The sequence below is a fragment of the Kaistia nematophila genome (assembly GCF_026343855.1).
Lineage (GTDB): Bacteria > Pseudomonadota > Alphaproteobacteria > Rhizobiales > Kaistiaceae > Kaistia > Kaistia nematophila.
In genome coordinates, this window is record NZ_JAPKNK010000001.1 from 412,441 (window position 1) to 438,195 (window position 25,755).

Consider the following 25,755-nt stretch of genomic DNA (forward strand, 5'->3'; position numbering starts at 1 on the left):
CCGCCCTAGCCGGCCTTGCCGATGGCGGCGGCCTTGGCGTCGTCCTGCCACCATGTCGTTTCCGGCGAAAAGCCGTAGTCCGGCTTTGTCGCCGGCCAGCCGAACATATCCCAGATGGCGACGCGATGCGCCGTCGAAAGCCAGGCCGGGAACCAGATATGCAGGGATCTGAGCACGCGGTCCAGGCTGCGCATCAGCGTCTCCAGCTCGGCGCGGTCCCGGACGTTGGCAGCCTTCGCCACCAGGGCGTCGACCACCGGATTCTTCAGTCCGGCCAGGTTGGAGCCGCTCGGCAGATCGGCGCTGGCGGAACCGAAGATCTGTTCGATGCCGTCGATCGGCGTGGCGTCGAACATGATGCGATGCGCCATGATGTCGAAATCGAAGCTGTTCTTGCGGCTCTGGTACTGCGCGGCGTCGACCATGCGCATCGACGCGTTGACGCCGATCGCCTTCAGATTGGCGATCAGGGGCGACAGCACGCGTTCGAACGCCTGCGACTGGATCAGGAATTCGAGCGTCAGCGTCTCGCCCGATGCATTGACCAGGTCATTGCCTTTCCGTTGCCAGCCCGCATCCGCCAGCAGGGTGGCGGCCTGGCGCAGCAGCTTGCGATCGCGCCCGCTGCCGTCGGCCTCGGGCGGCATGACCGCCGTGCCGAAAACCTCGGCCGGCAGCTGGTCGCGGAACGGCTCTAGCAGCGCCAGTTCATCCGGGCCGGGCAAGCCGGAGGCGGCGAAATCCGACATCGCGAAGAAGGAGGTCGCCCGGACATAGAGGCCGAAGAACAGGTTCTTGTTGGTCCAGGGAAAATCGAGCGCCATGCCGATCGCCTGGCGGGTGCGCGGATCGGCGAACTTGGCGCGGCGCAGGTTGAAGAACCAGCCATACATGTCCGGCCGGCGTTCGGCCGCGAAGGACGGCTTCTGCACGCGGCCGTCGCGGGCGGCCGGAAAATCGTAGCCCGTCGCCCAGGTTTTGGACGAGACTTCTTCGCGGAACAGCAGTTCGCCCTTGGCGAAGGCCTGAAACTGCACCTCGTCGTCCTGGTAGAACTCGACGCGGATGCGGTCGAAATTGTAAGCGCCGACGGCCACCGGCAGATCCTTGCCCCAATAGTCGGCGACGCGCTCATATTCGATCGAGCGGCCGGGGCTGATCTTGCCGACGCGATAGGGGCCGGACCCGAGCGGCGGGTCCATGGTCGAGGCCTCGAAATCGCGGCCGGCGTAGTAGGCCTTCGAGAAGATCGGCAGCGTCGAGGCGACGATCAGCGGCACCTTCCGGTTCTGCTTGCCGGAAAAGACCACGGTCACCTCGCGCGGATTGGTCGCTGTCACCGAGACCATATCGCGGATCGACTGCGAGATGTCGGGATGACCCTTTTCCTTCAGCGTCTGGAACGAGAACACGACGTCGTCGGCGGTCAGTGCCGAGCCGTCGTTGAACTTCGCGTCATCGCGCAGGCGGAACACGTAGGTGTTGCCGTCTTCCGAGACGGCGACGCTTTCGGCGACGAGGCCGTAGACCGAGCTCGGTTCGTCGGAGGCTGCCGCCATCAGCGTGTCGAAGCAGAGCTCGATCCGCGGCGGCGCGTCGCCCCGGAAGGTGAAGCCGTTCAGTGTGTTGAAGGTGTAGGCGTTCTGGTTGTAGTACCAGTTTGGTGCCGCGAAGACGAAGCTGCCGCCCTTTGGCGCGGCCGGGTTCAGATAGTCGAAATGCTTGAAATCACGCGGGTATTTCAGGTCGCCGAAGACGGAGAGCCCGTGCGAATTCGTGGACTCTGCCGCGATGGCGTGGAACGGCGGAAGGCCGATCATCGGCGCGATGGCGCCCGCCGCCGCCCCTGTGAGCAAGGCACGCCGCGTCAGACTCGGTCGGTGATGTGCGTCGTGCAACGGCCCGCCGCTCAAGGCTTGGCCCCCAGGGCCGCTGCCTTGGCCGGATCCACCCACCATGAATCAATGTCGATACCGACATATTCAGGCTGCTTCTCCGGGATGCCGAACTTGTTCCAGTAGGCGACGTTGATCGTGTCGCTGTACCACTGCGGCACGACGTAATAATTCCAGAGCAGCACTCGATCCAGCGCGTGCGTGGCGGCAACCAGCTCCTCGCGGTCCTTGGCATAGACGACGCGGTCGATCAGCTTGTCGACCGCCGGGTTCTTGATGCCCATCAGGTTGCGGCTGCCCTTCAGGTCGGCGGCGGCCGAACCCCAGAACTCGCGCTGCTCGTTGCCGGGCGAATGCGACTGGCCCATCACGGTCGAGACGACATCGAAATCGAAGTCGTTGATGCGGGCGATGTATTGGGCCGTGTCGACGATACGCAGGCTCGCATCGATGCCGATCCGCTTCAGATTCTGGATATACGGGTTCACGACGCGCTCGAAGGACGGGTCCGCCTCGAGGAATTCGATGGTGAAGGGCTGGCCGGTCTTTGCGTTGACGAGCTTGTTGTTCTTCAGAACCCAGCCGGCCTTCTCGAACAGTTGCAGCGCCGTGCGGAAGTTTTCCCGCAATGCCTGCGGCGTGTCGTTGACCGGTCCCTTGAATTCCTTGGTGAAGACTTCCGGCGGCACCTCGTCCCGAACCGTTTCGAGGATCTCCAGTTCCTGGCCCTGGGGCAGGCCGCTGGAAGCGAGGTCGATGCCGGCGAAGTAGCTGTTGATGCGCTTGTATTTGTCGAAGAACAGCGTCCGGTTCATCGTCTCGAAATCGAATACATAGTTCAGCGCTTCGCGGACGAGCGGGTCCTTGAATTGGTCGCGGCGCTGATTGAGCACATAGCCCTGCATGCGCCCCGAGGAAGCGATCGGATAGGAGTGCAGGATGACATTTCCGCGCTTCACGGCCGGGAAATTGTACTCCTGAATCCAGCGCGCGATGCGGTTCTCCTGGCGGATATCGTCAAGGCCGCCTTTCTGGAAGGCCTGCCACGCCGCGTTGGGGTCGCGGTAATAGTCGATGACCACCCGATCGTAGTTGTTGCGGCCGAGCTGCGTCGGCAGGTCCTTGGCCCAATAGTCGGGAACGCGGGCCCAAGTGATCCGCTGACCGGCACTGATCGAATCGATCTTGTAGGGGCCGGAGCCGAGCGGGAGTTCGAGCGTCGATTTCGTGACGTCGCGCTTCTTGCCGCTTGCGTCGGTGCCCTCCCACCAGAGCTTCGGCAGCACGACCATTTCGCCCATGATGTTCGGGAGTTCGCGGTTGCCGCCCTTGTCGAAGGTGAAGGTCACTTCGCGCTCGCCCGTGGCCTCGGCCTTAACGACGTTGGCGTAGTATTTGTTGTGGAACGGGCTCTGCGCCTTCAGCGTATTGAAAGTCCAGACGACGTCGTCCGTCGTGATCGGGGTGCCGTCATGCCAGCGCGCCGCCGGATTGAGGCGGAACTTCACCCAGCTGTAATCGTCCGGATAGCTGAGTGCCTCTGCGATCAGCGGATAGCCCGTGCCGGGTTGGTCGGTCGCGGTGTCCATCAGCGTGTCGTAGAGCCGGCCGCCGCCGGTCTGCGACAGGCCCGCCGCCGGGCTGCCCTGGACAATATAGGGATTGAGGCTGTCGAACGTGCCGACGGCCGCCTGGTTCAGCGTGCCGCCCTTGGGCGCGTCGGGGTTGACGTAGTCGTAATGCTTGAAGCCGTCTTCGTATTTCGGCTTGCCGATCAGCGAGGTCGATGTGCGCCAGACGTCGTCCGCTTTCGCACCTGTTGTCGCGGGCAGCAGGAGCGACAGGCTGAGCAGGGCGGCGGCGGCAAGCTTCATCGGCGATTCTCCGGCTGGTTACGCTCATTACTAAGGCGGATCGCGCGAAGGGCAACTCCCGCGTGACCGCATGCAACCGACTTGGCAATAGAAAAAGGCCGGAGAGTGATCTCCGGCCTTTCGAAATTGTCGCAGGGATGTGCGGGGCTTAGTGCGCCGCGGGCTGCTCGGCAGGTGCCGGAGCGGCCGGGGTCGGCTCGGCTGCGGGAGCCGGAGCCGCCGGAGCGGGCTCTGCGGCCGGAGCCGCGGGGGCTGCCGGTGCAGGCTCGGCGGCCGGTGCAGCCGGCGCCGGTTCGGCAGCAGCCGGTGCAGCGGGAGCCTCGGCGGCGGCCGGAGCCGCTTCCGCCGGGGCGGCAGCCTCGGGGGCCGGCAGAGGGGCCGGCTCATGCGACAGCGTGCGCAGGTAGGCGATCAGGTTGGCGCGATCTTCCGGCTTGGCGAGACCGGCGAAGCCCATTGCCGTGCCCGGCATGTCGGCCTTCGGGTTCTTCAGGAAGTGGTAGAGGTGCTCGTAGGTCCACTTCTTGCCTTCGTCATGCGCGGCCTGCAGCGGGGCGGAATACTTGAAGCCCTCGGCCGAGCCGATCTGACGGTCGATCACGTTGTAGAGGTCCGGGCCGACCTTGGCGCCGGCACCCTCGACGAAGTTGTGGCAGGCGGCGCACTTCTTGGCGACGGCCGCGCCGGCATCGACATTGGCGCTGGCCAGAAGGGTCGAGATCGCGGGATCCTGCGCGGCTGCCGGTGCGGCGCCGCCCTCGGATGCCTCTTCGGCGACTTCGATGACGAAGCCGGGCTTCTCCGGGACGGCAGGTGAATAGATCACTCCCGAGAAGATGCTCAGCGACATCACAACCAGAAGCGTAAACAGGATCGCACCGACGATCTTGTTGAGCTCGAAAGAATCCATCGGTCTTGGCCCCAGACGCTTCGAATAGACGATAGGGGTCGGCAGCCGCCTCGGCGCCATCGCCCCCGCATGTGGCGCGGAAACTACAAGCTTTCCAGTGTTGGGTGCAATACGTATGAACGCTTCCAGATTGAGACGTTTTGACACCTGCATGCCCTTCATCGGGCAAATATGAGGAAAACCCCGATGTCTTCCGCCTCCGAGGCCCTGGTGCTTATCCCCGCCCGCATGGCGGCGACGCGGCTTCCGGGCAAGCCTTTGGCCGATATTCACGGCGTTCCGATGATCGTCCATGTCTGGCGCCGGGCCAGCGAGGCGAAGATCGGGCCGGTGGTGGTCGCGACCGACGACGCCGGTATCGCCGAGGCCGTGCGCGCCGCAGGCGGCGAGGCGGTGATGACCCGTGCCGATCACGAGAACGGTTCCGCGCGCATTCATGAGGCGGTGGCGATCCTCGATCCGGCTCGGCGCTACGACGTCATCGTCAACGTGCAGGGCGACCTGCCGACGATCGAGCCGGCCTCGGTCGCCGCCTGCTTCGCGCCGCTTGCTGATTCGGCCGTCGACATCGCTACGATCGCCGCGGTGATCGATCGCGACGAGGACCGCACCAACGAGAACGTCGTGAAGATCGTCGGGTCGCCGCTCTCGGAGAAACGCCTGCGGGCGCTCTACTTTACCCGCGCCACCGCGCCCTGGGGCCCGGGGCCGTTGCTGCACCATATCGGGCTCTACGCCTATCGCCGCGCCGCCCTCGACCGCTATGTCGCGCTGCCGCCTTCGACGCTGGAAAAGCGCGAAAAGCTGGAGCAGTTGCGGGCGCTCGAGGCCGGCATGCGCATCGACGTCGCTCTCGTTGACGCCGTGCCGCTCGGTGTCGATACTCCGGCCGATCTGGAAAGGGCGCGCGCCCTGCTGGCCGTCCCGCACGGCTCCTAGAACCGGCACTCTCGAACAGAAGTCCCAATCCCATGAAGAAGATCGTGTTCCAGGGCGAGCCTGGCGCCAACTCGCACATCGCCTGCGCCGACGTCTATCCCGACTACGAGGCCGTGCCGGCCGCCACCTTCGAGGACTGCTTCCAGGCGATCACGCGCGGCGATGTCGACCTCGCCATGATCCCGATCGAGAACTCGCTCGCCGGTCGCGTCGCCGACATCCACCATCTGCTGCCGGATTCGGGCCTGCACATCATCGGCGAATACTTCCTGCCGATCCGCTTCCAGCTGATGGCGCTGAAGGGCGCCACGCTGGAGACGATCAAGACGGTGGAAAGCCATGTGCATGCGCTCGGCCAGTGCCGCCGCATCCTGCGCGAGCACGGCTATCGCGCCATCGTCGCCGGCGACACGGCCGGCGCCGCCCGCGTGATTTCGGAAACCGACGATCTGACGCGGGCCGCGCTCGCGCCGCGCTTCGCCGCCGAGATCTACGGCCTCGACATCCTGGCCGAGAATGTCGAGGACGCCGCCCACAACACGACCCGCTTCGTCATCCTGTCGCGCGAGCCGCAGCCCGCCGCCTATGGCGCCGGCCCTGTCATCACCACCTTCGTCTTCCGCGTCCGCAACATTCCGGCCGCCCTCTACAAGGCGCTCGGCGGCTTCGCCACCAACGGCGTCAATATGACGAAGCTCGAAAGCTACCAGCTCGACGGCCGCTTCTCGGCGACGCGCTTCTATGTCGACGTCGAGGGCCATCCGGAGGATACGGGCCTCGCCCATGCGCTGGAGGAACTGGCGTTCTTCTCGGCCGAGCTGCGCATTCTCGGCGTCTATCCGGCGGCGCCGTTCCGCGCCGACATTGTCGAGCCCAGCTAGGAAGTTTTCGCGTGGTGGTCTAGCAGACCCTGACCCTCTCCCGCGCGGGAGAGGGGTGCGTCGGGGCCTTGGGCGCCCGGGCCGGCTTCAGCCGGCCTCCACCCAAGCGCGAATCAGCGTGTGGGCGATCGCCATGCGCGGCGGCGTCGAGAGGCCGTCCGGATGGTCGCCGTCGAGCATCGCGCGCGTTTCCTCGCGCGAAAACCAGCGGCAATCCTCCAGCTCTTCCGTATCGGGGACGATCTCGGTCGAGGTCGCCTCGGCGATGCAGCCGATCATCAGCGACATCGGGAACGGCCAGGGCTGGCTGGCGTGATAGGCGACGCGGCCGATCTGGATGCCGGCCTCTTCCTGGATCTCGCGGCGGACCGCATCCTCGATCGTCTCGCCCGGCTCGATGAAGCCGGCGAGGCAGGAATAGGTGCCGGGCGCGAAGCGCGCCTGGCGCCCCATCAGGCAGCGGTCGCCATCGACCGCCAGCATGATCGCGACCGGGTCGGTGCGCGGAAACTTCTGCAGCCCGCAATTCGGACAGTCGCGGCGATAGCCACCCTGCGCCATCGCTGATCGCGTGCCGCAGCGGCCGCAGAAGCGGTTGGCGGCGTGCCAGTGCAGCAGGGCGCGCGCCTGCGCCAGCGCGCCGAGCGTTCCCGGCTCGACCGTGTCGGACAGGACGCTGCCGGAATAGGCGTTGATCGCGAGCGTCCGCAGCGGCACTGCGTGGAAGGCGTCGACGTCGAACGACGTGTCGCTGCCGACGGTGGCGGCGATGCGCGGCGCGGAATTGTCCCAGCCGAGCAGGATGGCGTCGTCCATCGCGGCGCCGAGCGCCTTGGCTTCCTTCAGCGTGAACAGGCTTTCGGCGGCGCCGCCGGAGCGAAGCATCGCCTCGTCGCCGCGCAGCAGGAACACCCGTGCGCCGGGATCGGCGAGGGCTGCGGCGAAGGTCGATTCGTTGCGCGCCTCGCTGCGGCGGTCGAGCGAATTGCCGGAAAAGCCGACGGTCGTGCTCGGCTCGACCGGCGGCAATCGATCAAAAAAACTGCGGGTCATGGTGCTGCTGTGGTGCTGGAAAGCGGGTCGGCGGGCGCCGACTCGAAAACAATCCGGTGATTACGCCACAGGGTTTCGGCCGGCGATAGCCCCTCCTTGCGCTTCGGGCTTGCCATTTCGATCGGGAACGACGATATGTCTCCGCGGGAGGTTGGTGGTGGACGAGCCACTCGCCAACCGGGTCAGGTCCGGAAGGAAGCAGCCCCAACGAGCCACGGCACGGGTCGCGTGCCAGCCTCCCACCTTTTCCCCAGCCATCGCGTCAGCCTCGATGACGGCGCGCCCTCAAGGGTGTGCTAAGGTCGAAGAGGCTTGCCCGCGAGGGTGGCGCGGATTGGACCCGGAAGCAGGGACGGCAACGGCGACGCATGGACGGCGGCGATCTTTCCAGCACCCCGAAGGATGGCGCGACCGGCGCCTACCGCGTCCTTGCGCGCAAATACCGGCCTCGTAGCTTCGACGACCTCGTCGGCCAGGAGCCGATGGTCCGCACCCTCAAGAATGCCTTCGAGACCGGCCGCATCGCGCAGGCCTACATGCTTACCGGCGTTCGCGGTGTCGGCAAGACGACGACGGCTCGCATCCTCGCCCGTGGCCTGAACTATTCCGTTCCCGGCAAGGTCGACCGTCCGACCATCGACATGCCGGAGCTCGGCGTCCATTGCGCCGAGATCATGGAAGGCCGCCATGTCGACGTGCTCGAGATGGACGCCGCCTCCAACAACGGCATCGACAACATCCGTGAGATCATCGAGGCCGTGCGCTACAAGCCGGTCTCGGCGCGCTACAAGGTCTACATCCTCGACGAAGTGCACATGCTCTCCGGCGCGGCCTTCAACGGCCTGCTGAAGACGCTCGAGGAGCCGCCCGAGCATGTGAAGTTCATCTTCGCGACGACCGAGATCCGCAAGGTTCCCGTCACCGTGCTGTCGCGCTGCCAGCGCTTCGACCTCCGCCGGATCGAATCGGACCGGCTGATCGGCCTGCTGCGCTCGATCACCGACAAGGAACATGTCGAGATCGGTGACGACGCGCTGGCGATGATCGCCCGCGCCGCCGAGGGATCGGCACGTGATTCGCTCTCGCTGCTCGACCAGGCGATCGCGCATGGCGCCGGCGCCATCACGGCAGAAGACGTGCGCGGCATGCTCGGTCTCGCCGACCGCGCCCGCGTCATCGACCTGTTCGAGGCGCTGATGGGCGGCCGCATCGCGGAAGCGCTGGCGCTGCTCAAGGAGCAATACGACATCGGCGCCGACCCGGCCGTGGTGCTGCAGGATCTCGCCGCCTTCACCCATGCCGTGACCCGCTTCAAGGTCGTTCCGGACTCGGGCGAGGACGCCGCGCTGCCGCAGGACGAGCGGACGCGCGGCCGCGCGCTGGCCGGGACCGTTTCGCTCCGCGTTCTGGCGCGCGCCTGGCAGATGCTGCTGAAAGGCATCGAGGAAGTGTCGAGCTCGAGCCGGCCGCTCGCCGCCGCCGACATGGTGCTGATCCGCATCGCCCACACCGCCGACCTGCCGACGCCGGACGAGGCGCTGCGCCTGCTGAAGAGCGGCCAGTTCGGCGCCGCTTCTTCGGCTGGCGGCGCGACCCCGCAGGTTTCCTACCAGCCGGCTTCCGCGCCGCAGGCTTCGGGCGGTTCGAATGGCGGGCCGATCGGCCAGATGCGCACGATCACCAACACGGCTGCCATGCCGGCCGCCGCGTCGATGGCGCAGCCGGCTGGAGTGCCCCAGGCCAAGGCCGAGCCGGCGATCCGCTTCCAGCGCTTCGAGGACCTCGTCGCCTATGTCGGTCTGAAGCGCGACATCCCGCTGAAGCTCGCGCTCGAACAGCAGGTCAAGCCGATCCGGTTCGAGCCCGGCCTGCTCGAGTTCGAGCCGACCGAGGACGCGCCGCGCACGCTCGCGCAGGATCTCGGCCGCAAGCTTTCCGACTGGACGGGCGAACGCTGGGTCGTGGCACTCGGGCGCGGCGCTACCGAGCCGACGATCGCTGAGGCGCGCGCCTTCGCCCGCGACAAGGCGCGCTCGGACGCCGCCGCCGATCCGCTGGTCGCGGCGGTGCTCTCCCGCTTCCCGGGCGCCAAGATCGTCGACATCCAGATCCGCGGCGCCGAGGAGCCCGAGGGCCTGCCGTCGCCGGCCGTTCCCGTCGACAATCCGGACGAAGCGCCCGATCCCGACGACGACTGATCCGTCGCAATCAATTCCAATCGAACCAGGAGAACCCGCATGCGCGACATTCTCGGCATGATGAGCAAGGCCAAGGAACTGCAGTCGAAGATGCAGGACATGCAGGCCGAGGTCGCCAATATCGAGGTTGAAGGCTCTTCCGGCGCCGGCCTCGTCAAGGTTGTGATGACCGCCAAGGGCGACCTGCGCAAGCTTTCGATCGATCCGTCGCTGCTGAAGCCGGAAGACGTCGAAATCCTTGAGGACCTGATCACCGCGGCCCATGCCGATGCGCGCGCCAAGGCGGAGCGCACCATGGCCGAGAAGATGGAAGCGCTGACCGGCGGCCTCGGTCTGCCGGCCGGCCTCAAGCTGCCGTTCTAGTCTTCTGAGGGGCGGGTGCCGAGGCATCCGCTCCGACCCGCCGCAGCCCTGGAATAAGAATGTCGCGCAGCACCGCCGGCCCCGAGATCGAACGCCTGATCCAGTTGCTCGCGCGGCTGCCCGGCCTGGGCCCGCGCTCGGCCCGCCGCGCGGCGCTGGCGCTGGTCAAGAAGAAGGACCAGCTGCTGGTGCCGCTGGCCGGCGCCATGACGGTGGCGGCCGAGCGGATCCTGACCTGCTCGACCTGCGGCAACATCGACACCTCCGATCCCTGCACGATCTGCAGCGATCCGGCGCGCGACACGAAGACGATCGTCGTCGTCGAGGACGTCTCGGATCTCTGGGCGCTGGAACGGGCCGGTGCCATCAAGGCGCGCTACCACGTGCTGGGCGGCACGCTGTCGCCACTCGACGGCGTGGGTCCGGAAGATTTGAACATCGAATCATTGGTGAGCCGCTGTTCGACCGGCGAGGTGGCGGAGGTGATCCTGGCCGTCAACGCGACCGTCGATGGCCAGACCACGGCGCATGTCATCACCGACCGTCTGACCGGCACGCCGGTCCGCGTCTCGCGCCTCGCGCATGGCGTTCCGGTCGGCGGTGAGCTCGACTATCTCGACGAGGGCACGCTCGCCGCAGCTATCCGCGCCCGCACGCCTTTCTGAATAGACCCTCACCAATCCTCTCCCGCGAGCGGGAGAGGGGACTGCCGGAGCCGGCTTGGCTCTGATGTCTGCACCGCGCCGTGCAGAGGGAGGGGCCTTACCGACCTGCGACATACGGGGAAAAAGAACCATGACGACTGATACGCTCGACCCTGCCATCCTCCTGGATGCGCATTGCTTCTGGTTCGAGGAGCTGGTTGCCGGCATCGACGTGCCGGCCGAGCGGGTCAAGGTCTGGTTCTCGCGCCACGACGCGACGGACGACGCCTGCCGCGTTCGGTTCGGCGCTCACCTCGACGCCGTCGCCGATACCGACTGGTCGTTCGAGACGCTGCCGCCGGCGGCCGGCATCGGCTTCGTCCTCTTCCTTGACCAGTTTCCGCGCAACCTGTTCCGCGATGACGGCCGCGCCTTTGCCTATGACGCGCGCGCCCGCGCGGCGGTGCGGCGGCTGATCGCCGGCGGCGTCGAGCGCTTCGCGCCGATCGAGCGTGTCTTCCTTTATCTTCCGTTCGAACACAGCGAGGAACTGGCGGACCAGGATCTCTCCGTCAGCCTCTACGAGGCGCTGCTGGCCGAAGTGCCGGAGGCGGACAAGGAAGATTATCAGTCGTTTGTGGGCTATGCCGAGAAGCACCGCGACCTGATCCGGCGCTTCGGCCGCTTCCCGCATCGAAATGCCGATCTCGGCCGCGCCTCGACGCCGGAAGAGATCGAGTTTCTCAAGGATGGCCGCGGCTACTGAGCCATCGGCATCGGACGGCCGGGATCGCGGCAAAGCCGATCTGGCCTGCGAGGCCGAGCAGGCCGGGCGACCTCCCATAAGCCGCGAATAGAGCGGTCATATCACGGCCGAAGCCGAAGTGGCCTAGCGCGAACTCGGCGGCCAGCAGCAACAGCAGGGCGACGGCTCCCATGCCGAGGTCGGCGCCGCGCCGCGCGCGAACCTGCGAGCGGCGCAGGATGCCGCCGCAGACGATCCAGGCTGCGGCGAGCATCAACGGAAGCTCTATCGCCACTGCCGCCAGGGCGCCGATCCGGGGCTCGAGCAGCAGCACCCGCGCCGAGCCGAGCACGAAGCCGATCGCGAAGACGATCAGGAAGTAGATCGCTCCGGCCCGGATCGCGCCCATGGGCTACTCCCCGGCCAGGAGATCCGGCTGGCGGTCATAGGCCGGCGAGCCTTCGTCGCCGAACTCCAGCGCCTCGATCTTGGCGCCGCGGGCGGTCAGCTTGCGGGTCGAGATCAGGATGTCGTCGATGTCTTTCGACGCCTGGTCGAAATGCGTCTTCAGCTTGCGGACGCGCTCGTCCACCCGGCCGAGATCCTCCATCAACTTCATTACCTCGCCCTGGATCAGATGCGCCTGCTCGCGCATGCCGGCGTCCTTCAGCACGGACTGGATCACCTGGATCGACAGCATCAGGAGCGAGGGCGAGACGATGACGATCCGCAGCCGGTGCGCCGCCTGGACCAGATCCTCGAAGCGCTCGTGGATGTCGGCGAAGATCGATTCCGACGGCACGAACATGAAGGCCGTGTCCTGCGTCTCGCCGGGGATCAAATAGCGCTCGGCGATGTCCTTCAGATGCTTGGTGACGTCGCGGCGGAACTGCGTCTCGGCGGCGCGCGCCATGTCCGGTCCTTCGGCGGCGCGGATCGCGTTCCAGGCCTCGAGCGGAAACTTGGCGTCGACGACCAGGCTGGCGGCACCGTTCGGAAAGGCGATGACGCAATCCGGCCGGTTGCCGTTGGAGAGTGTCGCCTGGAACTGGTAGCCGCCGAGGGGCAGGCCGTCCTGGACGATCGCCTCCATCCGCGCCTGGCCGAACGCGCCGCGCGTCTGCTTGTTGGCGAGGATGTGCTGCAGTCCGACCACCTGGCTGGAAAGCTCGGTCAGGTTGCGCTGCGCCGTGTCGATGACGGCGAGGCGTTCGTTCAGCCGGGTGAGGTTCTCGTGCGTGTGGCGGGTCGATTCGACCATGGTCTGGCCGATCCGGTGGCCGAGCCCGTCCATGCGGCTGGAAAGCCCCTGCAGCAATTCGGACTGCCGCGAGCCGAAGACTTCGGCCATCGCCTGCATCCGGCCGGTCATCTCGCTCTGGATGCGCACCAGATCGGCGATCCGGCGCTCGAATTCGCCGCCGAGTATCGCCTGGTCGGCCTCGGCCAGATCCCGGCGGCGCATGCCTCGCCAGACCACGACCAGCACGACGAAAAGCAGCACGACGCCGAGGAGGACGGCGGCCAGCACCAGCATGGCGACGGTGATCGGCCGGTCGCCGAGGAGAAAGAGGGTGTCCTGCATCCCACCTTCATAGCAGATTCGGGCCGATAGACGAGATCAAAACAAGAACATGAGCGGCGCGGCCTGAGGTCCCGCCCATCATTCCTCGTTGACCGACCCGGCCGCATCTCTTATCTGAAACGGCTCAAACCGAGGTTTTCATGGCTCTTCTCGACATCATCACCCTGCCGGACGCGAAGCTGAGGCTCGTCAGCGAGCCGGTCGAGCGCATCGACGACGAACTGCTGCGCTTCATGGACGACATGCTGGAGACGATGTACGAGGCGCCGGGCATCGGCCTTGCCGCCATCCAGGTCGGCGTGCCGCGCCGCGTCGTCACCATCGACGTCTCGGGCCGCGAGGAGGGCAGCAAGCCCGCGCCGCTGTTCCTGATCAATCCCGAGATCCTGACCTCGTCGGACGAGCGCTCGGTGTATGAGGAAGGCTGCCTGTCGATCCCGGATTACTATGCCGAGGTCGAGCGCCCCGCCTCCGTGCGCATCCGCTATCTCGATCGCGACGGCAAGCTGCAGGAAATCGAGGCCGACGACATCCTCGCGACCTGCGTCCAGCACGAGATCGACCATCTCGATGGCAAGCTGTTCATCGACTACCTGTCGCGGCTGAAGCGCGACATGGTCATCAAGAAGTTCGTCAAGGCCGCCAAGTCCGGCGTCCGGCCGGAATTCAAGTCGCACACCCCCGACGAGATGTGAGGCCGAGATGAGCCTCCGCGTCGTCTTCATGGGCACGCCCGAATTCTCGGTGCCCACGCTTGTCGAGATCATCGGTCAGGGGCACGAGGTCGTCGCCGTCTATTCGCAGCCGCCGCGTCCGGCCGGCCGCGGCATGGCCGAGCGCAAGTCGCCCGTGCACGAGACGGCCGAGCGCTTTGGCATTCCCGTCTTCACGCCGAAATCGCTGAAGGGTGCCGACGAGCAGGAGGCCTTCGCGTCGCTCGATGCCGACGTCGCCGTCGTCGTCGCCTATGGGCTGATCCTGCCGCAGGCGATCCTCGACGCGCCGCGCGAGGGCTGCCTCAACCTGCATGCCTCGCTGCTGCCGCGCTGGCGCGGCGCCGCGCCGATCCATCGCGCCATCATGGCCGGCGATGCCGAGACGGGCGTGATGGTCATGCGCATGGAGGCCGGCCTCGATACCGGCCCGGTCGCCATGGCCGAGAAGCTGGCCATCGCGCCTGACATCACCACCGGCGACCTGCACGACAAGCTGGCGCGGCTCGGCGCCGATCTGATGGTGCGGGCGCTCGCCGCCGCCTCGCGTGGCGGCCTCGATGCCGTGCCGCAGGCGGAAGAGGGAGTCACCTACGCCGCCAAGATCGACAAGGCCGAGGCGCGGATCGACTGGTCGAAGCCGGCCGCCGAGGTGCACAACCACATTCGCGGCCTGTCGCCCTTTCCAGGCTCCTGGTGCGAGATGACGTTCGGCGACAAGGTCGAGCGGGTGAAGGTGCTGCGCTCGACGCTGGCGGCCGGTTCCGGTGCGCCGGGCACCGTGCTGAACGACCAACTGGTGATCGCCTGCGGCGACGGCGCGGTGCGCCTCGTCGAGGTGCAGCGCGCCGGCGGCAAGCCGCTCGGCGCCGTCGAGTTCCTGCGCGGCGCGGCGATCGCGCCGGGCGCCGTCCTCGGCTAGCCGGTCGATGCCTCGCTACAAGCTTCTCGTCGAATATGACGGCGTGCCCTATGCCGGCTGGCAGCGACAGGCGAATGCGCCTTCCGTTCAGCAGGCGCTGGAGGAGGCGATCCTGCGCTTTTCCGGCGAGGCGGTACCGACGCGCGGCGCCGGCCGCACCGATGCCGGCGTTCATGCGACGGGCCAGGTGGTGCATTTCGACCTGACCGGGCACTGGACCGGGCTGCGCATTCGCGACGCCATGAACGCCCAGCTGCGGCCCGAGCCGATCGCCGTGATCGAGGCCGAGCCGGTGCCGGACGAATTCGACGCGCGCCGTTCGGCGGTCAAGCGGCACTACATCTATCGCGTGCTCGATCGTCGCGCCCCCGCCGCGCTCGAGATCAACCGCGTCTGGGACGTGCGCAAGCGCCTCGATATCGACGCGATGCAGCAGGCGGCGAACCTGCTGCTCGGCTGGCATGATTTCACCACCTTCCGCTCGGCCGATTGCCAGGCGAAGAGCCCGATGAAGACGCTCGACCGGCTGGAGATCACCCGCGAGGGCGACCATGTCCTGTTCGGGGTCTCCGCGCGCTCCTTCCTGCACAACCAGGTGCGGTCGATGGTCGGCACCCTGAAGAAGGTGGGCGAGGGCAAGTGGCCCGTCGCCCGCGTCGGCGAGGTGCTGGAAGCGTGCGACCGCAAGGCCTGCGGCCCGGTGGCGCCGCCCGGCGGGCTCTATCTCGTGCAGGTCGACTACGGCTCAGGCGCCGAACAGCTGGGTGAAGACCCCGCTGAGGACGAGGCTTAGGGCGAGGTCGGCGGCGACTAGCCCAACCCGGAAGCCGACTGACTTGCCGAGCGTCGCGCCGACGATCTGGTAGTGGTAGCGCAGCATGACGCCGACGATGGCGAGCGACACCACGGCCGCGAACTCAATCGGTATCAGGCCAAGCCCGGCCAGCAGCGCCACGCCCGCCTGCGGCGCCGCCATGATTACCGACGCCCAGTTGCGCACGACGATATAGGACGCATAGCTGCGCGCGATGCCGAGCCTTCTCGCGAAAATCGCCAGCAGGACCGGCATCGCCGTCCAGTCGAGGATCAGGTCGAGCCCGCGCGACACGATGAACATCGCGTCGGTCGGGCCGGCGACGGTGACGTCCTCCGGCCGCAGCCGGTGCTCGACGGCGACGCTGATCGCGAAGAAGGGCAGCATGAAGAAGATGGCGCCGAAAGAGCGCCAGAAGCCCTCGACGCTGAAATCGAAGCGCTGCAATCCCTCGCGCCGCCCGAGAAACAGCTCGAACGCGCCGGTCAGCGCGCTGGATGACGAGGGGGAGATCATCGCGCCTCTGCCGTCACGCAAAATACCGGTCGAGGAAGCAGCGATAGATGGCGGTGAGCGTGACGAGATCTTCGACGGCGACACGCTCGTCGACCTGATGCATCGTCTGCCCGACGAGGCCGAACTCGACCACCGGGCAATAGTCCTTGATGAAACGGGCATCCGAGGTGCCGCCGCTGGTCGAGAGTTCGGGGCGACGACCGGTCGACCGTTCGACCGCGTCCGACAGCGTGCCGATCAGCGTCTCCGAGTGGGTCAGGAAGGACTCGCTGCCGCCCGGCTCGAGGTCGAGCTCGAATTCGATGGCGCCGCGCGCCGCCTCCTCCAGCCGGCTTATCAGCCAGGCTTCCAGCGTGTCGCGCGTCCATTGGTCGTTGAAGCGGATGTTGAAGCGCGCCTTGGCCTCGGCGGGGATGACGTTCCAGGCCTTGTTGTCGACGCTGAGGCCGACGAATTCCAGGTTGGAGGCATCGAAGCGCTCGCTGCCGGCATCGAGCGCCTCGGCGGTCAGCCGGCGGATCAGCGTCGTCAGCTGCGGGATCGGGTTTACCGCCAGATGCGGATAGGCGACGTGGCCCTGCCGGCCCTGGACGATGATCGTGCCGGAAAGGCTGCCGCGCCGGCCGACCTTGATCGCGTCGCCGAGCGCCTGCGGGTTGGTCGGCTCGCCGACGATCGCGGCGTCGAACCGGTGTCCCTTCTTCGCCGCCCAGTCGAGCAGCTTGACCGTGCCGTTGACCGACGGACCTTCCTCGTCGCCGGTGATCAGCAGCGAGATCGTGCCCTGCTTCAGCCCGCCTTCCGACAGGAAGTCGAGCGCGGCGGAAGCGAAGGCGGCGATGCCGCCCTTCATGTCGACGGCGCCGCGGCCGTAGAGCATGCCGTCGGCGATCTCGCCGGAGAAGGGCCCGTGCTGCCAGTGCGCCTCGTCGCCCGGCGGCACGACGTCGGTGTGGCCGGCAAAGACGAAATGCGGCGCGCCGCTGCCGATGGTGGCGAACAGGTTTTCGACGTCCGGCGTGCCGGCTTCGGTGAACACCGGCCGATCGACGGTGAAACCCGCCTCGGTCAGGACGCTTTCGAGATAGGCGAGCGCCCCGCCTTCGGCCGGCGTCACCGACGGGCAGCGGATCAGGTCTTGCAGGATGCGAATGGGATCGCTGGCCATGGCGTTGGGTCCTGCCCGAGCAGTTCGAATATAGGAAATGCCGGCTCGCGAGACGAAGACGCGAGCCGGCCGGGTCTTAATCGCGAAGCAGCTCGTTGACGCTGGTCTTCGAGCGGGTCTTGGCGTCGACCTTCTTGACGATCACGGCGCAATAGAGCGACGGGCCGGGCTGGCCGTTCGGCAGGTTCTTGCCGGGCAGCGAGCCGGAGACGACGACGGAATAGGGCGGCACGCGGCCGATATGGATCTCGCCCGTCTCGCGGTCGACGATCTTGGTCGAGGCGCTGATGAACACGCCCATCGAGATCACCGAGCCCTCGCCGACGATGACGCCCTCGACCACCTCGGAGCGCGCGCCGATGAAGCAATTGTCCTCGATGATGGTCGGGCTCGCCTGCAGCGGCTCCAGCACGCCGCCGATGCCGACGCCGCCGGAAAGATGGACGTTCTTGCCGATCTGGGCGCAGGAGCCGACGGTTGCCCAGGTGTCGACCATGGTGCCACTGTCGACATAGGCGCCGAGATTGACGAAGGACGGCATCAGCACGACGCTCGGCGCGATGAAGGCGGAGCGGCGCACGACCGCGCCCGGCACGGCGCGGAAGCCGGCCTTGGTGAATTCGTCGGCGCCCCAGCCCTCGAACTTGGTCGGCACCTTGTCCCACCAGGTCGAGCCGTTCGGCGCGCCCGGAATCGGGCCCATGTCGTTCAGGCGGAAGGAGAGAAGGACGGCCTTCTTCAGCCAGTCATTGACGACCCAGTCGCCGTCGATCTTCTCGGCGACGCGCGCCTCGCCGCGGTCGAGCAGGCCAAGCGTGGTCTCGACGGTCGAGCGGACGGCGCCCTGGGTGGCGGGGCCGATATTCGCGCGATCCTCGAAAGCGGCTTCGACGGTGGACTTCAGGGCGGCGAGGTCGTGCGTGGTCATCTTTTTTCCTTGGAGCGGACATCCCCCGGCGCGGAGGCCGCCGGATAGGTTCGGCCGGGACGATATCGGCCAATCGGGGGAAGTCAACGCGCAAGGCGCGGAGAGGGCGGTTTTGCGCCGCTCGTGCGTTCGGTTTGCCGGCGTCTGCCCGCCCCGATGGCCAGTCGGCCATTCCGGGGCGGGGTGGGAGCGGGGAGGTGGGGGAGAGACGTCCCCGCCGGCAGGGGCGGCCGGCGGGGACGGATTGTCAGAACTGCAGCGTGACGCCGCCGACGATGGTGCGCCCGCGGCCGCTCTGCACGGTCGAGTCGCCCGACACGGCCGGGCTATAGGCGACGTCGGTCAGGTTCTCGACATTGACGAAGGCGGTTGCATGCTCGTTCGCCTTGTAGGAGGCGTAGAGGTCGTAGAGCGTGTAGGCCTCCTTCTCGGCCGTTGCGCCGAGACCCGTGGCATAGCGGCTGCCGCCGACATGGTTCATCTTGCCGCCGATGGTCAGCGCCTTGTCGAACAGGCGGATGCCGATATCGACCGTTGAATAGTCTTCCGGCAGGAAGGTCGAGTCGCCATTGCCGATGCCGGCGCCCCAGCCCACGGGCTGGTTCATGTCCGAGAAGGTCATGCCGAGGTTCACATAGGCGAAGCCGGCATCGTAGCCGCCCTCGATCTCGACGCCGCGCGAATGGGTCGTGCCCGGCACGTTGACCCAGATCGCCCGCTGGTAGGGGTCGCCCGGCAGGGTCAGCAGGTCGTTGACGATGTAGTTGTCGATCGCCATGTCGAAATAATTGACCTTGAGGCGCAGCGCGTCGTTGGCCAAGAGCAGGTCGTTCTTCAGCACGTTGGCGCCGAACTCCCAGCCCTTGCTGGTTTCGGGCTCCAGGTAGAAGTTCGAATACTGGCCGCCGCCGATGCCGGCGCCGATCGGCACCAGGGCCCAGAGCGCCTCGCGCGCCGATGGCGGGCGATAGGTGTGGGCATAGGTGACATAGGGCTGCAGCCAGTCGAGCGGCTTGGCCGACAGCGTGATCTTCGGGTTGAGCGAGTTGCCGTCGCGCGAGACGTCGACGTCGCCGCCGGTATCCGGGCAGAAGCCGACGCCGGCCGTGCACGGGCTCTGGTGGCCGGACAGCGTCCAGTAGTCGTAGTTGAGGCCGCCGTTCAGGTCGAACATGCCCCAGTTCAAACCGATATCGGTGAAGGCGCGCGCCTTCTCCATCTTTCCGGGCGGGTTGGCGCCGCGGTACTGGTTCACCGTGTAGTCGTCCGACGTATAGGCGGCGCCGTAGTTCCAGCTGACGCCGATCGTGTCGGTTAGGTTGAAGCGGCTGGTGTTGGCGATGTCGAAGCCGAGCCCGACCGCCTCGGTCTCGCGGTAGCGATAGGAGCCGCCGACCGTCGGATCGTAGGACATGTCGGTCTTGTTGTAGAAGGCGTTGAGCTTGAGGTCGATCCAGGGATTGTCCGGGTCGTAGTGGTAGTTCGCCGTGTAGGTGGCGTTCTTGACGCCCCAGTCATAGCCCGAGACGATGAAGGCGTTGTCGTACCAGCGGCCGCCCAGCTTCAGGTCGTGCTCGCCATTCGGCTCGTAGTGCAGCTTGACCAGGCCCGAAGTCGGCGAGTTGCTGGCGTCGGGCGTGTTCATGATGCCGTTGTCGCCGCGCCGGTAGTTCTCGTGCTCGCTGTAGCTGAGCGCGCCCATGATGCTGGCCGTGCCGAACTGCGGCAGCGAGGCCTTGGCGCCGCCGGCGATCATGCTGGAGAAGCCGAAGCCGTTGCTGCCGGTCTTGAGCCGGGTCATCACGCCGACATTCTGGCCGTCGAGGACGACGTCCTCGAAGTCGATGGTGCGGAAATTGACCGCGCCCGCCAGCGCCCCCATGCCGTTGGCGCCGTTGACCGCGCCGCGCTCGACGCCGATGCCCGCCAGCAGGATCGTGTCCATGTAGAGCAGTTCGCCGCCGGTCGAGGCGTGGCCGTTGGTGTTGCGGAACGTCTGTGGCACCCCGTCGATCATCGTCTTGACGCGGCCGTCCGACTCGAAGCCGCGGATGTTGACGGCGACGCCCGGCTGGCTGGAGGTGATGCGGGTGAAGGTGCCGGGGATCGAGCGGATGATGGCGTTGGCGTCGCCGCCGAACTTCTCCTGCACGACATTGCCGTCGACGACGCTGACGCCACCGGGCGTCATGTAGGGCGCGTCCATCACCGAGCCGGCGGTGACGGTGATCGGCTCGAGAACGGTGACCTTCTGCGCGTCGGCCTTCTTCCTGGCCTCGGCTTCTTCTTCGCTTGTAGCGGCCGGCGACGTCACCGCGGCGCTCTGGGCGTGCGCAGTCGTCGTCAAGATTGTCAAAGATGTTGCAAGGATCGTCGTGGACAACAACAAGTGCGCCACACTCACGGCGTGAGGGTGCAATAGAGCCTCCTGCGATAAATTGGGGAGACCAGTCGCTGGCTTGTTGTCTTGCAATCGCTGGCTGCTGGCAGGTCGGGGCTTGCTTAGTGCCTCGATTTGCGCGGTGTCAACGAAATGGCAAAATTATGATCTATTATCGTTCAAATATAGAATCGAATATTAGAGATGTTCTTAGTCTAGTTTGGAGGAAGGTTGACGTCGGGACGGGCTTGGAGCTGACGCAGCGTTCGCCATGATGCGCGCGGGATCGCCATGCGGGCGAGTTGCGCGGCGATGCCAGGAAGAGGCCGGCCGGCGCTGGCGGCGCGGCCGGGCGAAATGCGGTGAAAGCGGGGCGGCGTGACTTTCCTGCCACGCTCATGCTGCGGCCGAGGCGCTAGCCGAGCGGCCCGAGTCGGGCGAGGAACGCGCCGAGATCATCGGTCAGATGATCGATATGCGCCGCGTTGGCGCTGGTCTCCCACGCCTCCAGCGGCACGTCGCTGGTGCCGCGCGGCACGACGAGGACGGTCGCCATGCCGAGGGACTTCGGCACTTCGAGATTGCGCGGCAGGTCCTCGAACATCACCGCCGTGGCGGGGTCGATGCCGTTCTGGCCGAGGAAGCGGGCATAGGTGTCCGGATTCGGCTTCGGAAGGAAGTCGGCCCGGATGATGTCGAAGATGTCGTCGAACGGCTTGTCGAAACCGATCCGCGCCAGGATCCGCTCCGCATGGCTGAGCGAGCCGTTGGTCAGGATGAAGCGTCGGCCGGGCAGCCGCTCGATTGCGGCGACGAGTTCCGGATCCGGGTCGAGCGGCGAATGGTCGATGTCGTGCACGAAGTCGAGAAAGGCGTCGGGCGCTATGCCGTGCTCGACGATCAGCCCGCGCAGCGTGGTGCCGTGGCGACGGTAATAGTCGCGCCGGACCTCGACCGCCTCTTCGGGCGTGATCGACAGGAACTGCTGCAGATAGAGCTGGATGCGGTCGCCGACCTGCCGGAACAGGCCGGTGTGGCTCGAATAGAGCGTGTCGTCGAGGTCGAACACCCAGGCGCGGATGTCGGCGAACCGGGCGAGCGCCGGATCCGCCGACATTGGGCTTCCGCTCATTTCCGGCTCAGCGCTTGATCAGCGTGCCGGCGCCGCGCTCGGTGAAGAGCTCGAGCAGGACGGCGTGCGGCGTCTTGCCGTCGAGGATGACGACGCCCTCGACGCCGCGGTCGAGAGCCTCGATGCACGTCTCGACCTTGGGGATCATGCCGCCCGAGATCGTGCCGTCGGCGATCATGGCGCGCGCCTCGGCGACCGTGAGTTCCTTGATCAGCTGCTTGTTGCGGTCGAGAACGCCGGGGACGTCGGTCAGGAACAGCAGGCGGCTGGCGCCGAGCGCGCCGGCGATGGCGCCGGCGAAGGTGTCGGCGTTGACGTTGTAGGTCTCGCCGTCCTCGCCCGCGCAGACGGGTGCCAGGACCGGGATGATTTCCGACTTCGCCAGCACTTCCAGCACCTCGGTGCGGACGCGGGTCGGCTCGCCGACGAAGCCGAGGTCGACGACCTTCTCGATGTTGGAGTCGGGGTCGACGACCTTGCGCGTCAGGCGCTTGACCGTGACCATGTTGCCGTCCTTGCCGGTCAGGCCGATGGCGCGGCCGCCCGCCTCGGTGATCGTCTGCACGATCTCCTTGTTGATCGAGCCGGCGAGGACCATCTCGACGACCTCGACGGTCGGCTTGTCGGTGATGCGCATGCCGGCCGCCCATTCGGACTTGATGCCGAGGCGGTTCAGCATGGCGTTGATCTGGGGGCCGCCGCCATGGACGACGACGGGATTGATGCCCGCGAGCTTCAGGAGCGTGATGTCCTCGGCGAAGGCCTTGCCGAGCTCTTCCGAGCCCATGGCATTGCCGCCGAACTTGACCACCACCGTCTTCTCGTCATAGCGCAGCATGTAGGGCAGCGCAGTGGCGATCAGTCGCGCGGTCAGCACCGGATCCGTGCTGTCCTCTACCCGCATATCCATCCTCAAATCTCCGCTCCGCTAAAGGCAGCGCTCTATAGCGATTTTGAGATGGCGGAACAATGACGGTGACGCGTCCGCCGCCCCGCTTTCGTCAGCTCGCCAGCTGGGCGATCTCGGCGCGCAGCAGGTCCATGCCCTCGCCGGTCTCGGATGAGGTGGCGATGACGGTCGGATAAGCGGCCGGACGTCGGGCGATCGCCGACTCAGTCGCCGCCTTGACCTTGGCGAGTTCGCCGGTCTTCAGCTTGTCCACCTTGGTGAGGACGATCTGGTAGGAGACCGCCGTCTCGTCCAGGAGATCGAGCGTCAGCTTGTCGTTCGCCTTGATGCCGTGGCGCGAATCGATCAGCACGTAGACGCGGCGCAGGCTGACGCGGCCGCGCAGATAGTCGCGGATCATCCGGTTCCAGGCGTCGACGAGCTTCTTCGGCGCCTCGGCATAGCCATAGCCCGGCATGTCGACGATCGACAGGCCGCTGCCGGAGGTGAAGAAGTTCAGCTCCTGCGTGCGGCCCGGCGTGTTCGACGTGCGCGCCAGGCCGATGCGGTTGGTCAGCGCGTTGATCAGCGACGACTTGCCGACATTCGAGCGGCCTGCGAAGGCGATCTCGGCGACGTCGATCGGCGGCAGGTGCCCGATCGTGGGCACGCTCATCACGAAGTCCCACGCCTTGGCGAAGAACAGGCGGCCGCTTTCGATGCGGTCGATCTCTTCCGGGTCGATTTCCGGCATCAGCTCTTGGCCTTGGTTGGCACGGAGGTCTTGTCGCCGCCGTCCTTGGGCTTCTTCTTGAAGGTGGCCATGATGTTGCCGAGCAGGTTCACGTCGACGCCCTGGCGCCGCATGATTACCCACTGCTGGGCGATCGACAGCGTGTTGTTCCAGGCCCAGTAGATCACGAGGCCGGCCGGGAACGTGCCGAGCATGAAGGTGAAGATCACCGGCATCCAGTTGAAGATCACCTGCTGAGCCGGGTCGGCCGGGGCCGGGTTCAGGCGCATCTGCACCCACATGGTGAGACCCATGATCAGCGGCCAGATGCCGATCATCAGCATGTGCGGCGGCGTCCAGGGGATCAGGCCGAACAGGTTGAAGATCGTCGTCGGATCGGGCGCGGACAGGTCCTGGATCCAGCCGAAGAACGGCGCGTGCCGCATCTCGATGGTGACGAAGATCACCTTGTAGAGCGAGAAGAAGACGGGGATCTGGATCAGCACGGGCCAGCAGCCGGCGAGCGGATTGATCTTTTCCTTCTTGTAGAGCGCCATCAGCTCCTGCTGCTGCTTCACCTTGTCGTCGGCGAAGCGCTCGCGGATGGCCTGCATCTCCGGCTGCACCTTCTTCATCGCGCTCATCGACTTGTACGACTTGTTGGCGAGCGGGAAGAACACGGCCTTGACGATGACGGTGACGAGCAGGATCGCCACGCCGAAATTGCCGAACAGCCTGAAGAAATAGTCCATCAGGAAGAACAGCGGCTTGGTGAAGAAATAGAACATGCCCCAGTCGATCAGCAGGTCGAAGCGGTCGATCTTGAGGTTGTTCTGGTAGTCCTGGATCACCGACACCTGCTTGGCGCCGGCGAACAGCAGGCCCTCGGCCGAGGCGCTGCCGCCGGCGGGGACCGTGACGGCCTTGCTCTTGAAGTCGGTCTGGTAGAGCGGCGTCTGGCCGTCGACGAAGCTGAACGAGGCGTCGAACGACTTGGTGTCGCGCGGCACGACGGCGGCGGCCCAGTACTTGTCGGTGATGCCGAGCCAGCCGGTCTCGATGTTCTGGAAGGATTCGGAGCCGGCCTTGCGCAGGTTCTTGTAGGTGATCTCCTGCAGGCCCTTTTCGCCGAGCACGCCGAGCGGGCCTTCATGCAGGATGTAGTATCCGGCAACCGTCGGTTCGCCGAGGCGCACGACGCGGCCATAGGGCGACAGGCTGACGGCCTCGCCGGTGGCGTTCGCCACCTCGTCCTTGACGGTGAACATGAAGCGCGGGTCGATCGAGATCGTGCGCTTGAAGGTCAGGCCGGCGCCATTGTCCCAGGTCAGCACGACGGGGGTGGTGTCGGTCAGCTTGGCGTCGGGCTCGGCCTTCCAGAGCGTGTCCGGGCCGGGAGCGGCGACGCCGGCGGGTGCGACCCAGCCGAATTCGGAAAAATAGCCGTTCGGCGCGCCGGAGGGCGACAGCAGAACGATCGTCGGGCTGTTCGGATTGACCGTCTCGCGGAAGCCGTCGAGATGCAGGTCGTCGAAGCGGGCGCCCTTCAGGTTGATCGAGCCGGTCACCGAGGCGGTGTTGATCGGCACGCGCGGGTTGGCGGCGAGCGCCTGGTCGCGGGTCATGACCGCAGGTTGTGCCGCCGTGGTGGGGGCGGCGCCGGTCGTTGTCGCCGCGCCTTCCGTGCCGGCCGCGGTCGACGTCGCGGCGCCCGTGGTCTGCGTGGCCGTGCTGGTCTGGGCGGCGTGCTGGCGCGCCTGGTCGACCTTCGGGCCCGCGACGAAATACTGCCATCCGAAGACGACCGCCACCGACAGGACGACGGCTAGGATCAGATTGCGGTTATCGGTCATCGTTCACGTCTTTCGGGTGAGTCGCTTGGCCCGGCTGCCGGGCCGTTTCCTTGCCGCGCGCTTTCGGGCGCGAAGCCGGCGTCGGGCGCTGCAGCGCGTCGAAGCCGGAGATAAGGTCGGCAACGAGAAGTTCGAAGGGCTGCGACAGAGCGGCGCGGCGGCCGACCAGGACATAGTCGGTGCCGACGGCGGCATGTTCGCCGCCCGCGATGCGGATCGCCTCGCGCAGGCGCCGGCGGATCCGGTTGCGCTCGGGCGAATTGCCCATCTTCTTCGTGACCGTGTAGCCGATGCGCGCCGGCCGATCGGCCTCCTCGGCGCGCGGGCTGCGTTTCTGCAAAACAAAACCGCGCCGGGAGGCGCGGGGCCCACCGGCGACGGCAAGAAATTCGGCGCGTTTCTTGAGACGATCCATGGTCTTCATGTGATCCATGGGAGGCCTTTCCGGGCGCCGGCCGGCTGTTCGACCGCCTGATTAGGCAGTGAGCTTCTTGCGGCCCTGCGCGCGGCGAGCCGCGATGACCTTGCGGCCGCCGACGGTGGCCATGCGGGAACGGAAGCCGTGGCGGCGGGCGCGAACGAGCTTGCTAGGTTGATAGGTGCGCTTCATGCGTCGTCAC

The 25,755-nt window shown here is 66.6% G+C and carries 25 protein-coding genes and 1 other RNA gene; 10 read left to right on the plus strand and 16 right to left on the minus strand.

The window, feature by feature from the left end; genetic code table 11:
* Positions 1 to 5 precede the first annotated feature (5 nt).
* The 3 genes from OSH07_RS01945 to OSH07_RS01955 all read right to left on the minus strand — a co-directional run bounded on the left by OSH07_RS01945 (position 6) and on the right by OSH07_RS01955 (position 4,679).
* The gene (locus OSH07_RS01945) at positions 6 to 1,856 is read right to left on the minus strand and encodes an extracellular solute-binding protein (RefSeq protein ID WP_266336913.1); all 1,851 of its coding nucleotides are present in this window, start codon (positions 1,854 to 1,856) and stop codon (positions 6 to 8) included.
* Between the two features lie 53 nt (positions 1,857 to 1,909).
* Complete coding sequence (locus OSH07_RS01950; protein ID WP_266336914.1) at positions 1,910 to 3,769, minus strand: extracellular solute-binding protein; 1,860 nt, start codon at positions 3,767 to 3,769, stop codon at positions 1,910 to 1,912.
* A gap of 148 nt (positions 3,770 to 3,917) precedes the next feature.
* Positions 3,918 to 4,679: a c-type cytochrome gene (locus tag OSH07_RS01955; protein WP_266336915.1), complete on the minus strand. Its 762-nt coding sequence runs from the start codon at positions 4,677 to 4,679 to the stop codon at positions 3,918 to 3,920.
* Between the two features lie 186 nt (positions 4,680 to 4,865).
* Here OSH07_RS01955 and OSH07_RS01960 point away from each other — a divergent pair, with 186 nt between their 5' ends.
* Both OSH07_RS01960 and OSH07_RS01965 read left to right on the plus strand, forming a co-directional pair.
* The gene (locus tag OSH07_RS01960) at positions 4,866 to 5,618 is read left to right on the plus strand and encodes a 3-deoxy-manno-octulosonate cytidylyltransferase (protein ID WP_266336916.1); all 753 of its coding nucleotides are present in this window, start codon (positions 4,866 to 4,868) and stop codon (positions 5,616 to 5,618) included.
* A 32-nt stretch (positions 5,619 to 5,650) separates the two neighbouring features.
* A complete protein-coding gene (locus OSH07_RS01965; protein ID WP_266336917.1) occupies positions 5,651 to 6,499 on the plus strand; it encodes a prephenate dehydratase in 849 nt (282 codons plus the stop codon).
* Positions 6,500 to 6,586: 87 nt separating this feature from the next.
* Here OSH07_RS01965 and nudC read toward each other — a convergent pair whose 3' ends face one another.
* A complete protein-coding gene (gene nudC, locus OSH07_RS01970) occupies positions 6,587 to 7,552 on the minus strand; it encodes an NAD(+) diphosphatase (protein ID WP_266336918.1) in 966 nt (321 codons plus the stop codon).
* Between the two features lie 149 nt (positions 7,553 to 7,701).
* Here nudC and ffs point away from each other — a divergent pair.
* The 5 genes from ffs (at position 7,702) to OSH07_RS01995 (ending at position 11,523) form a co-directional block, all read left to right on the plus strand.
* An RNA gene (gene ffs / locus OSH07_RS01975) (signal recognition particle sRNA small type) lies at positions 7,702 to 7,792 on the plus strand.
* A 128-nt stretch (positions 7,793 to 7,920) separates the two neighbouring features.
* A complete protein-coding gene (locus OSH07_RS01980; protein WP_266336919.1) occupies positions 7,921 to 9,750 on the plus strand; it encodes a DNA polymerase III subunit gamma/tau in 1,830 nt (609 codons plus the stop codon).
* A 39-nt stretch (positions 9,751 to 9,789) separates the two neighbouring features.
* Positions 9,790 to 10,113 (plus strand): YbaB/EbfC family nucleoid-associated protein, encoded by a 324-nt coding sequence (locus tag OSH07_RS01985; RefSeq protein WP_266336920.1) that lies wholly within the window; start codon positions 9,790 to 9,792, stop codon positions 10,111 to 10,113.
* 59 nt (positions 10,114 to 10,172) lie between these two features.
* A complete protein-coding gene (recR, locus tag OSH07_RS01990) occupies positions 10,173 to 10,778 on the plus strand; it encodes a recombination mediator RecR (RefSeq protein ID WP_266336921.1) in 606 nt (201 codons plus the stop codon).
* Positions 10,779 to 10,908: 130 nt separating this feature from the next.
* Complete coding sequence (locus OSH07_RS01995) at positions 10,909 to 11,523, plus strand: DUF924 family protein (RefSeq protein WP_266336922.1); 615 nt, start codon at positions 10,909 to 10,911, stop codon at positions 11,521 to 11,523.
* Here the strand turns inward: OSH07_RS01995 and OSH07_RS02000 are convergent.
* Positions 11,501 to 11,911, minus strand: coding sequence for a hypothetical protein (locus OSH07_RS02000; RefSeq protein WP_266336923.1), 411 nt, complete (start codon positions 11,909 to 11,911; stop codon positions 11,501 to 11,503). The two genes, OSH07_RS01995 and OSH07_RS02000, sit on opposite strands and share 23 nt — an antisense overlap.
* A 3-nt stretch (positions 11,912 to 11,914) precedes the next feature.
* A complete protein-coding gene (locus OSH07_RS02005) occupies positions 11,915 to 13,087 on the minus strand; it encodes a DNA recombination protein RmuC (protein ID WP_338149862.1) in 1,173 nt (390 codons plus the stop codon).
* 140 nt (positions 13,088 to 13,227) lie between these two features.
* Between OSH07_RS02005 and def the strand changes: the two genes are divergently transcribed.
* Genes def through truA form a run of 3 tightly spaced genes read left to right on the plus strand, consistent with a single transcriptional unit; the run spans position 13,228 to position 15,515 of the window.
* Positions 13,228 to 13,782, plus strand: coding sequence for a peptide deformylase (gene def / locus OSH07_RS02010; protein ID WP_266336924.1), 555 nt, complete (start codon positions 13,228 to 13,230; stop codon positions 13,780 to 13,782).
* A 7-nt stretch (positions 13,783 to 13,789) separates the two neighbouring features.
* On the plus strand, positions 13,790 to 14,722 hold the full coding sequence (fmt, locus tag OSH07_RS02015; protein WP_266336925.1) for a methionyl-tRNA formyltransferase: 933 nt from the start codon (positions 13,790 to 13,792) through the stop codon (positions 14,720 to 14,722).
* A gap of 7 nt (positions 14,723 to 14,729) precedes the next feature.
* Complete coding sequence (gene truA / locus OSH07_RS02020; protein WP_266336926.1) at positions 14,730 to 15,515, plus strand: tRNA pseudouridine(38-40) synthase TruA; 786 nt, start codon at positions 14,730 to 14,732, stop codon at positions 15,513 to 15,515.
* Here the strand turns inward: truA and OSH07_RS02025 are convergent.
* The 10 genes from OSH07_RS02025 to rpmH all read right to left on the minus strand — a co-directional run bounded on the left by OSH07_RS02025 (position 15,468) and on the right by rpmH (position 25,745).
* Positions 15,468 to 16,052, minus strand: a complete 585-nt coding sequence (locus OSH07_RS02025; RefSeq protein ID WP_266336927.1) for a hypothetical protein — start codon at positions 16,050 to 16,052, stop codon at positions 15,468 to 15,470. The genes truA and OSH07_RS02025 overlap by 48 nt on opposite strands.
* A 13-nt stretch (positions 16,053 to 16,065) precedes the next feature.
* Positions 16,066 to 17,220, minus strand: a complete 1,155-nt coding sequence (gene dapE, locus OSH07_RS02030) for a succinyl-diaminopimelate desuccinylase (protein ID WP_266336928.1) — start codon at positions 17,218 to 17,220, stop codon at positions 16,066 to 16,068.
* Positions 17,221 to 17,296: 76 nt separating this feature from the next.
* The gene (gene dapD / locus OSH07_RS02035) at positions 17,297 to 18,148 is read right to left on the minus strand and encodes a 2,3,4,5-tetrahydropyridine-2,6-dicarboxylate N-succinyltransferase (RefSeq protein ID WP_266336929.1); all 852 of its coding nucleotides are present in this window, start codon (positions 18,146 to 18,148) and stop codon (positions 17,297 to 17,299) included.
* Between the two features lie 247 nt (positions 18,149 to 18,395).
* Positions 18,396 to 20,495 carry a TonB-dependent receptor domain-containing protein gene (locus OSH07_RS02040; protein ID WP_266336930.1) on the minus strand — a complete coding sequence of 700 codons (2,100 nt, stop codon included), beginning with the start codon at positions 20,493 to 20,495 and terminating at the stop codon, positions 18,396 to 18,398.
* Positions 20,496 to 20,943: 448 nt separating this feature from the next.
* Positions 20,944 to 21,645, minus strand: a complete 702-nt coding sequence (locus OSH07_RS02045) for a pyrimidine 5'-nucleotidase (RefSeq protein WP_266336931.1) — start codon at positions 21,643 to 21,645, stop codon at positions 20,944 to 20,946.
* A gap of 22 nt (positions 21,646 to 21,667) precedes the next feature.
* Complete coding sequence (argB, locus tag OSH07_RS02050) at positions 21,668 to 22,570, minus strand: acetylglutamate kinase (protein WP_266336932.1); 903 nt, start codon at positions 22,568 to 22,570, stop codon at positions 21,668 to 21,670.
* Positions 22,571 to 22,661: 91 nt separating this feature from the next.
* Positions 22,662 to 23,303: a ribosome biogenesis GTP-binding protein YihA/YsxC gene (yihA, locus tag OSH07_RS02055; RefSeq protein ID WP_266336933.1), complete on the minus strand. Its 642-nt coding sequence runs from the start codon at positions 23,301 to 23,303 to the stop codon at positions 22,662 to 22,664.
* A complete protein-coding gene (gene yidC, locus OSH07_RS02060) occupies positions 23,303 to 25,135 on the minus strand; it encodes a membrane protein insertase YidC (RefSeq protein ID WP_266336934.1) in 1,833 nt (610 codons plus the stop codon). Before yidC ends, yihA begins: the two co-directional genes overlap by 1 nt.
* Positions 25,125 to 25,568, minus strand: coding sequence for a ribonuclease P protein component (gene rnpA / locus OSH07_RS02065; protein ID WP_266336935.1), 444 nt, complete (start codon positions 25,566 to 25,568; stop codon positions 25,125 to 25,127). The genes yidC and rnpA overlap by 11 nt, the downstream gene beginning before the upstream one ends.
* A 42-nt stretch (positions 25,569 to 25,610) precedes the next feature.
* Positions 25,611 to 25,745, minus strand: a complete 135-nt coding sequence (gene rpmH, locus OSH07_RS02070; RefSeq protein ID WP_201401895.1) for a 50S ribosomal protein L34 — start codon at positions 25,743 to 25,745, stop codon at positions 25,611 to 25,613.
* Positions 25,746 to 25,755: the final 10 nt, after the last annotated feature.

What these genes read in the sequence shown, in the direction of transcription:
- truA (WP_266336926.1), top strand. Translation starts at nt 14,730, where the DNA reads ATGCCTCGCTACAAGCTTCTCGTCGAATATGACGGCGTGCCCTATGCC.
- OSH07_RS01980 (WP_266336919.1), top strand. Translation starts at nt 7,921, where the DNA reads ATGGACGGCGGCGATCTTTCCAGCACCCCGAAGGATGGCGCGACCGGC.
- OSH07_RS02025 (WP_266336927.1), bottom strand. Translation starts at nt 16,052, where the DNA reads ATGATCTCCCCCTCGTCATCCAGCGCGCTGACCGGCGCGTTCGAGCTG.
- OSH07_RS01995 (WP_266336922.1), top strand. Translation starts at nt 10,909, where the DNA reads ATGACGACTGATACGCTCGACCCTGCCATCCTCCTGGATGCGCATTGC.
- OSH07_RS02045 (WP_266336931.1), bottom strand. Translation starts at nt 21,645, where the DNA reads ATGTCGGCGGATCCGGCGCTCGCCCGGTTCGCCGACATCCGCGCCTGG.
- OSH07_RS02000 (WP_266336923.1), bottom strand. Translation starts at nt 11,911, where the DNA reads ATGGGCGCGATCCGGGCCGGAGCGATCTACTTCCTGATCGTCTTCGCG.
- nudC (WP_266336918.1), bottom strand. Translation starts at nt 7,552, where the DNA reads ATGACCCGCAGTTTTTTTGATCGATTGCCGCCGGTCGAGCCGAGCACG.
- OSH07_RS01985 (WP_266336920.1), top strand. Translation starts at nt 9,790, where the DNA reads ATGCGCGACATTCTCGGCATGATGAGCAAGGCCAAGGAACTGCAGTCG.
- OSH07_RS01965 (WP_266336917.1), top strand. Translation starts at nt 5,651, where the DNA reads ATGAAGAAGATCGTGTTCCAGGGCGAGCCTGGCGCCAACTCGCACATC.
- def (WP_266336924.1), top strand. Translation starts at nt 13,228, where the DNA reads ATGGCTCTTCTCGACATCATCACCCTGCCGGACGCGAAGCTGAGGCTC.
- dapE (WP_266336928.1), bottom strand. Translation starts at nt 17,220, where the DNA reads ATGGCCAGCGATCCCATTCGCATCCTGCAAGACCTGATCCGCTGCCCG.
- OSH07_RS01950 (WP_266336914.1), bottom strand. Translation starts at nt 3,769, where the DNA reads ATGAAGCTTGCCGCCGCCGCCCTGCTCAGCCTGTCGCTCCTGCTGCCC.
- fmt (WP_266336925.1), top strand. Translation starts at nt 13,790, where the DNA reads ATGAGCCTCCGCGTCGTCTTCATGGGCACGCCCGAATTCTCGGTGCCC.
- OSH07_RS01955 (WP_266336915.1), bottom strand. Translation starts at nt 4,679, where the DNA reads ATGGATTCTTTCGAGCTCAACAAGATCGTCGGTGCGATCCTGTTTACG.
- OSH07_RS02005 (WP_338149862.1), bottom strand. Translation starts at nt 13,087, where the DNA reads ATGCAGGACACCCTCTTTCTCCTCGGCGACCGGCCGATCACCGTCGCC.
- rnpA (WP_266336935.1), bottom strand. Translation starts at nt 25,568, where the DNA reads ATGGATCACATGAAGACCATGGATCGTCTCAAGAAACGCGCCGAATTT.
- rpmH (WP_201401895.1), bottom strand. Translation starts at nt 25,745, where the DNA reads ATGAAGCGCACCTATCAACCTAGCAAGCTCGTTCGCGCCCGCCGCCAC.
- recR (WP_266336921.1), top strand. Translation starts at nt 10,173, where the DNA reads ATGTCGCGCAGCACCGCCGGCCCCGAGATCGAACGCCTGATCCAGTTG.
- argB (WP_266336932.1), bottom strand. Translation starts at nt 22,570, where the DNA reads ATGGATATGCGGGTAGAGGACAGCACGGATCCGGTGCTGACCGCGCGA.
- OSH07_RS01960 (WP_266336916.1), top strand. Translation starts at nt 4,866, where the DNA reads ATGTCTTCCGCCTCCGAGGCCCTGGTGCTTATCCCCGCCCGCATGGCG.
- yidC (WP_266336934.1), bottom strand. Translation starts at nt 25,135, where the DNA reads ATGACCGATAACCGCAATCTGATCCTAGCCGTCGTCCTGTCGGTGGCG.
- dapD (WP_266336929.1), bottom strand. Translation starts at nt 18,148, where the DNA reads ATGACCACGCACGACCTCGCCGCCCTGAAGTCCACCGTCGAAGCCGCT.
- yihA (WP_266336933.1), bottom strand. Translation starts at nt 23,303, where the DNA reads ATGCCGGAAATCGACCCGGAAGAGATCGACCGCATCGAAAGCGGCCGC.